Below are 7,143 nucleotides of genomic sequence, written 5' to 3'. Positions count from 1 at the left end.
CGACTGAAAACTGGCGACGCCCCGAGGAAGAGGTTTCTTTTCTGATGGGGCTGTTTTTGCAGGCTTTGCAAAAGCAGGTGCGCCGTTTGCACGATAACAATATGCGCTTGAAAGTCATCGGCAGCCGTGAGCGGTTTAATGCTGAAATCCTGAAGGGGATTGAGGCGGCAGAGGCGTTGACGGCAAACAATGCCGGCTTGACTTTGAGCATTGCCGCCGATTATGGCGGCCGCTGGGATATTTTGCAGGCGGCAAATCAGTTGATTGCCGAGGGTGCAACCGAGATTACGGAAGAGGCGTTGTCGCGCTATTTGATGTTGGGCGATGCACCCGAGCCGGATTTGTTTATCCGAACCGGCGGCGAGACGCGCATCAGTAATTTCCTGCTGTGGCAGATGGCGTACGCGGAATTGTATTTTACGGATACGCTGTGGCCTGATTTTAATGAGAAATCGCTGAACGAGGCGATTGTTTCGTTCCAAAAACGGGAGCGCCGCTTCGGGCGGACTTCCGAACAGCTGCCGCTTGAGCAGCAACGGGGTTGAGAATTATGTTGAAACAACGGATTTTAACGGCGCTGTGGCTCTTGCCGCTGATGCTGGTCATGCTGTTTTATGCACCTATGTGGTTGTGGGCGGCGTTTTGTGGCCTGATTGCTATGTTGGTTTTGTGGGAATATGCCCGCATGAGCGGCTTGGACAAGCTGAAAATCAATCATTATTTAGCGTCAACGCTGGTGTTCGGCGTGATTGCCTATGCCGGCGGTTGGCAGCTGCCTGATTTGGTTTGGTGTGTCGTATTGGCGTTTTGGCTGATTGTCATGCCTTGGTGGCTGAAAGCGAAATGGAAGTTAAACGGCGGCTGGCAGGCTTACACTGTCGGTTGGTTGTTGGTGATGCCGTTTTGGTTCGCACTGGTTTACCTGCGCCCTCAGCCTGAAGACGCGCTGTCTTTATTGGCGATTATGGGCTTGGTGTGGGTGGCCGATATTGGCGCGTATTTCTGCGGCAAGTCGTTTGGCAAGCGCAAAATTGCGCCGACCATCAGTCCGGGTAAAAGCTGGGAGGGTGCGATCGGCGGCGCATTGTGCGTTGCCGTGTACATGACCATCGTATGGAAAGCCGGTTGGCTGACTTTTGAAGCCGGTTGGTTCAAAACGATTTTGATCGGCTTGATTCTGACCGTGGTTAGCGTGTGCGGCGATTTGCTGGAAAGCTGGCTCAAACGTGCGGCCGGTATCAAAGACAGCAGCAATCTGTTGCCGGGACACGGCGGCGTGTTCGACCGTGTGGACAGCCTGATTGCCGTTATCAGCATTTATGCCGCTTTCGTATATTTGTTTTAAACCGCCTGTCTCACGTTGTTGAGGGAGCTGATTATGTTCGAACAAAAACAGATTTCATCTTTATCGATTTTGGGCGTATTGTTGGCACTGGGATTGATGGCTGCGGCGTTTATTTTGGGCGTGCAGTTTAAGAATCTGCGCCAACCGGGGACGATTACTGTAAAAGGTTTGGCGGAGAAAAACTTCCAATCCGACAGCGCTACGTGGAATACGGGCGTGAACGCGCACGGCGAGAGCTATCAGGAAGTTTTGGATTTGCTGACGGCAAGACGCAAAAAGCTGTCTAAGTTTTTGGGCGAGCAAGGCTTTACGGCGGCTGAAATGAAAGTGGGCCTGCCTGAAGTGTCGCGCGTTTTCAATGAAACCCGCGACGAACGGGGCAACGTAACCCGCACGCCCAACGGCTACGACGGCGACCTCAATATTGTGGTCAACACCAAAAAACTGGACAAAATCCAGGCCGCCCAGCGCGCCATTTTGAATTTCCGTGCGCAAAACGAATTCATCCGCTTCGACAATCCGCAATATTTGCTGGGCAATTTGGAAACCATCAAACGCGATTTGATCACGCAGGCGACTGAGGATGCGCAGAAACGAGCGGCCGAGTTTGCCAAAACCGGCGGCGGCAAAGTGGGCGCCATGCGTTCTGCTTCGCAAGGCTCGTTCAACATCTATGCCGACACCGGCAGCAGTGAGGACGACGAATACGGCGGTTCTTACGATAAAAGCACCGTCGGCAAACAAGTCCGACTGGTTGTTACCATCGAATACGGCATTGAGTAATTCTTTCAGACGGCCTGTTTAACCGGTAGGCAAAAGGCCGTCTGAAAATTGGAAACGGCAAAGAAATCTATTTCAAACACAATGAATACCGTTTGCACAGCACACAAAGAACACACCATGACACAACAAGTTCTGACCATATTAGGCAGTACCGGCAGCATAGGCGAAAGCACTTTGGACGTTATTTCCCGCCATCCCGAAAAATTCCGCGTGTTCGCGCTGGCAGGGCATAGGCAGGTGGACAAGCTGGCGGCGCAATGCAAACAGTTCCGTCCGGAATATGCCGTTGTCGGCGATGCCGACCATGCGGCCGAGCTGGAAAAGAAACTCAAACAAGAAGGCATCGATACGCAGGTTTTATATGGTGCTCAAGCCCTGATTGATGTGGCTTCGGCCGATGAAGTCAGCGGCGTGATGTGTGCCATTGTCGGCGCGGCCGGTTTGCCGTCGGCTTTGGCCGCCGCTCAAAAGGGCAAAACCATTTATCTGGCCAACAAAGAAACGTTGGTGGTTTCCGGCGCATTGTTCATGGAAACCGCCCGTCAAAACGGCGCCGCCGTCTTGCCGATTGACAGCGAACACAACGCCATCTTCCAAGTATTGCCAAGGGATTACACAGGCCGTCTGAATGAGCACGGTATCAATTCGATTATCCTGACCGCATCGGGCGGCCCGTTCCTTAACACCGATTTAAGTACATTTGACAGCATTACGCCCGAGCAGGCGGTCAAGCATCCGAATTGGAGTATGGGGCGAAAAATTTCCGTTGATTCTGCATCAATGATGAATAAGGGCTTGGAGTTGATTGAGGCGCATTGGCTGTTTAACTGTCCGCCGGAAAAACTGGAAGTCGTCATCCATCCGCAATCCGTGATACACAGCATGGTGCGTTATCGCGATGGTTCGGTATTGGCGCAGTTGGGTAATCCCGATATGCGTACGCCGATTGCTTATTGTTTGGGTCTGCCCGAACGCATCGATTCCGGCGTGGGCGAGTTGGATTTCGGCGCGTTGTCCGCTTTGACCTTCCAAAAGCCTGATTTTGACCGTTTCCCATGTCTGAAACTTGCCTATCAGGCCATGAATGCAGGTGGCGCCGCGCCTTGCGTGTTGAACGCCGCCAACGAAGTTGCCGTGGCCGCTTTCTTGGATAAACGCATCAAGTTTACCGATATTGCCCAAGTCGTTGCCCACTGCCTTGCCCAAGATTTTTCAGACGGCCGTCACGATATCGAAGGCCTGCTGGCGCAAGACGCGCAAACACGCAGACAGGCAGAAGCCTTTATCGGCAAACAATAAAGCTTCAATGACAGGCCGTCTGAAACGCCAACCGCTTGGCATTTAGGCAGACAAAATGGAACAACTGCCTTTATAATCGGTTTTCAGACGGCCTTATCCGTTGATTATCACATTCCACCCAGGGGATTTTTTTTGCAAACCTTTTTAGCCTTTATCGTCGCCATTCTGATTTTGGTCAGCCTGCATGAGTTCGGACACTATATTGTTGCCCGCTGGTGCGGCGTTAAAGTCGTGCGCTTTTCCGTCGGCTTCGGTAAGCCCTTTTTCACCCGAAAACGCGGCGATACCGAGTGGTGTCTTGCCCCGATTCCGCTGGGCGGTTACGTTAAAATGGTCGATACGCGCGAAGGCGAGGTGGCGGAGGCAGATTTGCCGTATGCCTTTGACAAGCAGCATCCGGCCAAGCGCATCGCCATTGTTGCCGCCGGCCCTTTGACCAATTTGATTTTGGCCGTTTTGCTTTACGGTTTGAGCTTTTCCTTCGGCGTAACCGAGTTGCGCCCCTATGTCGGCATGGTCGAGCCTGCCAGTATTGCCGCCAAAGCAGGTTTTCAGGCAGGCGATAAGATTGTATCGGTCAACGGAATCGCCGTAAAAGACTGGAGCGATGCGCAAACCGAGATGGTGTTGAACCTTGAAGCCGGTCCTGTAAAAGTCGCCGTTCAGACGGCCTCAAATGCCCAAGCCGTCCGCATAATTGATGCCGCCGGTACGCCTGAAGCAGGTAAAGTTGCGAAAAACCAAGGCAACATCGGCCTTTTGCCTTTTAGAATTACTAACCGCATCGGCAAAGTCTTGGCTGATAGTCCGGCCGAAAAAGCAGGTTTGAAGGAAAACGACAAACTGCTGACCGCCGATGGGAAGCCCATCGAAAGCTGGCAGGCATGGACGGAACTCTTCCGCGCCAGCCCCGGCAAACGAATCGAACTGACTTACGAGCGCGACGGTAAAATACTGGTGACCGCTATCCGGCCGGACAGCGTCGAGCAGTCGGCAGGCGTGCTGGTGGGTAGAGCAGGGCTTGCTGCCCAGGCGGATAAAGAGTGGGATAAAACCATCCGCTACCGTTATACGCCTTCCGTTGCCCAAGCCTTTGAATTGGGTTGGAACAAAACCGTCAACTATTCGTGGACGACCCTCAAATTTTTTGGAAAACTGGTTACAGGCAATGCCTCTTTGAACCATATTTCCGGCCCCCTGACCATTGCCGATGTCGCCGGACAATCCGCCAAACTCGGATTGCAGAGCTACCTTGAATTTCTGGCCTTGGTCAGCATCAGCTTAGGCGTGTTGAACCTTTTGCCCGTGCCCGTTTTAGACGGAGGACATCTGGTTTTCTATACCGCCGAATGGATACGCGGAAAGCCTTTGAGCGAGCGCATACAGGCAGCCGGCCTGCGCTTCGGACTGGCAGCCATGCTTTTGATGATGGCTGTGGCTTTCTTTAATGACATCAACCGTTTGTTTGGATAATTTATGAAACTGAACCAGATTGCTTCCGCTTTAATGGTATTGAGCCTGTCCCCGCTGGCATTGGCTGACTTTACCATTCAGGACATCCGCGTCGAAGGCCTGCAACGCACCGAGCCAAGTACCGTCTTCAACTACCTACCCGTTAAAGTCGGTGATAATTTCAATGATGCGCGCAGTGAAGAAATCATTAAAAAACTCTACGCAACCGGTTTCTTTGACGACGTACGCGTCGAAACCATGGACAATCAAGTCCTGCTGACCGTGATTGAGCGTCCGACCATCAGCTCGCTCAATATTACCGGCGCGAAAATGCTGCAAAACGATGCCATCAAGAAAAACCTTGAAGCCTTCGGTTTGGCGCAATCCCAATACTTCAACCAAGCAACGCTGAACCAAGCCGTTGCCGGTTTGAAAGAAGAGTATTTGAGCCGCGGCAAACAGTCTGTCCAAATCACGCCGACTGTAACCAAACTCGCCCGCAACCGCGTGTCTATCGATATTGCCATCGAAGAGGGCAAATCTACCAAGATTACCGATATTTCATTTGAAGGCAACGAAGTTTATTCCGACCGCCGTCTGATGAAGCAAATGTCCCTGAGCGAAGGCGGCATGTGGACTTGGATCACTAAGAGCAACCAGTTCAATGAGCAAAAATTTGCTCAGGACATGGAAAAAATCACCAATTACTACCAAAACAACGGCTACTTCAACTTCCGTATTTTGGATACCGATATCCAAACCAACGAAGACAAAACCAAGCAAACCATTAAAGTAACTGTCAGCGAAGGCGACCGCTTCCGCTGGGGCAATGTACGCATCGAAGGCGATACGCTGGAAGTGCCGAAAGAAGATTTGGAAAAACTGCTGACCATGAAGCCGGGCAAATGGTACGAGCGCGCGCAAATGTCCAATTCGCTCGAAGCCATTCAAAACCGCATGGGTCAGGCAGGTTACGCATTCAGCGAAATCAATGTCCAACCTATTCCAAATGCCGAAACGCATACCGTTGATTTTGTACTGACCGTTCAACCGGGCCGCAAAATCTATGTAAACGAAATCAACATTACCGGCAACAACAAAACCCGTGACGAAGTCATCCGCCGCGAGTTGCGCCAAATGGAATCGGCGCCTTACGATTCTGCCAAACTGCAACGTTCTAAAGAGCGCGTTGAGTTGTTGGGCTACTTCGACAACGTTCAATTTGATGCGGCTCCTGTGGCCAATACGCCTGACCAAGTTGACCTGAACATGAGCCTGACCGAACGTTCTACCGGCTCGCTCGACTTGAGCGCAGGTTGGGTTCAGGATACCGGTTTGGTGATGTCTGCCGGCGTGGCTCAAGACAACCTGTTCGGTACGGGTAAATCCGTTGCCCTGCGCGCTTCCCGCAGTAAAACCACAGTAAACGGCTCATTGTCGTTTACCGACCCATATTTCACACCTGACGGCGTAAGCTTGGGCTACGACCTTTACGGCAAGTCTTACGACCCGCGTAAAGCTTCTTCCAGCGCGAAACAATATAAAACCACGACTTTCGGCGGCGGTTTGCGTATCGGTATTCCGGTTACCGAATATGACCGTGTAAACTTCGGTTTGGCCGCAGAGCGTCTGACTGTTAACACCTACAAAGGCGCGCCTAAACGCTATGCCGACTTTATCAATCAATACGGTAAAGGCGACGGCAGTGGCGTGGGTAACTTCAAAGGCTGGTTGTACAAAGGTACCATCGGCTGGGGCCGCAACAAAACCGACAATGCCTTGTGGCCGACCCGCGGTTACCTGACCGGCGTAAACGGCGAAATCGCTTTGCCGGGCAGCGACCTGCAATACTACACCCTGACCCACAACCAAACTTGGTTCTTCCCGTTGAGCAAAGATTTCACGCTGATGCTGGGTGGCGAAGTCGGTTATGGCAACGGCTACGGCAAAACCAAAACAATGCCGTTCTTTGAGAACTTCTACGGCGGCGGTTTAGGCTCCGTCCGCGGCTTTGAAAGCGGTACGCTGGGCCCGAAAGTCTATGACGAATACGGCGAGAAAATCAGCTACGGCGGTAACAAAAAAGCCAACGTTTCCGCAGAGTTGCTCTTCCCGATGCCGGGTATTAAAGATTCGCGTACCGTCCGTCTGAGCCTGTTTGCCGATGCGGGCAGCGTGTGGGACGGCAAAACCTACAACGACAGCAGCAGCAATTCTTATTACACCAACGGCGCGCTCCAAAACGTGTATGGCGTAGGCACAAC

Annotated in this window: 6 protein-coding genes; all 6 read left to right on the top strand. The window is 52.3% G+C overall.

The annotated features are described in order from the left end of the window. Nucleotides 1-545, top strand: a 545-nt coding sequence (gene uppS / locus ACTHUE_RS08825) for a polyprenyl diphosphate synthase (RefSeq protein WP_440423305.1), incomplete at its 5' end; no start/stop codon positions are given. 5 nt (nucleotides 546-550) lie between these two features. Then, entirely contained in the window at nucleotides 551-1,345 is a 795-nt protein-coding gene (locus ACTHUE_RS08820; protein ID WP_070461055.1) for a phosphatidate cytidylyltransferase, read from the top strand. 33 nt (nucleotides 1,346-1,378) lie between these two features. After that, the gene (locus ACTHUE_RS08815; RefSeq protein WP_440423303.1) at nucleotides 1,379-2,128 is read left to right on the top strand and encodes an SIMPL domain-containing protein; all 750 of its coding nucleotides are present in this window, start codon (nucleotides 1,379-1,381) and stop codon (nucleotides 2,126-2,128) included. A gap of 117 nt (nucleotides 2,129-2,245) precedes the next feature. Beyond that, nucleotides 2,246-3,427, top strand: a complete 1,182-nt coding sequence (gene ispC, locus ACTHUE_RS08810) for a 1-deoxy-D-xylulose-5-phosphate reductoisomerase (protein WP_070461110.1) — start codon at nucleotides 2,246-2,248, stop codon at nucleotides 3,425-3,427. A gap of 132 nt (nucleotides 3,428-3,559) precedes the next feature. Next, nucleotides 3,560-4,900, top strand: a complete 1,341-nt coding sequence (rseP, locus tag ACTHUE_RS08805) for an RIP metalloprotease RseP (RefSeq protein WP_070461057.1) — start codon at nucleotides 3,560-3,562, stop codon at nucleotides 4,898-4,900. A gap of 3 nt (nucleotides 4,901-4,903) precedes the next feature. Next, the coding region (gene bamA / locus ACTHUE_RS08800) for an outer membrane protein assembly factor BamA (protein WP_440423301.1) at nucleotides 4,904-7,143 on the top strand (2,240 nt) is incomplete at its 3' end.

Source organism: Neisseria sp. P0021.S005, from assembly GCF_051956955.1.
Note: the sequence above shows the minus strand (reverse complement) of the source record. Positions and strands in the feature narration are given on the sequence as shown.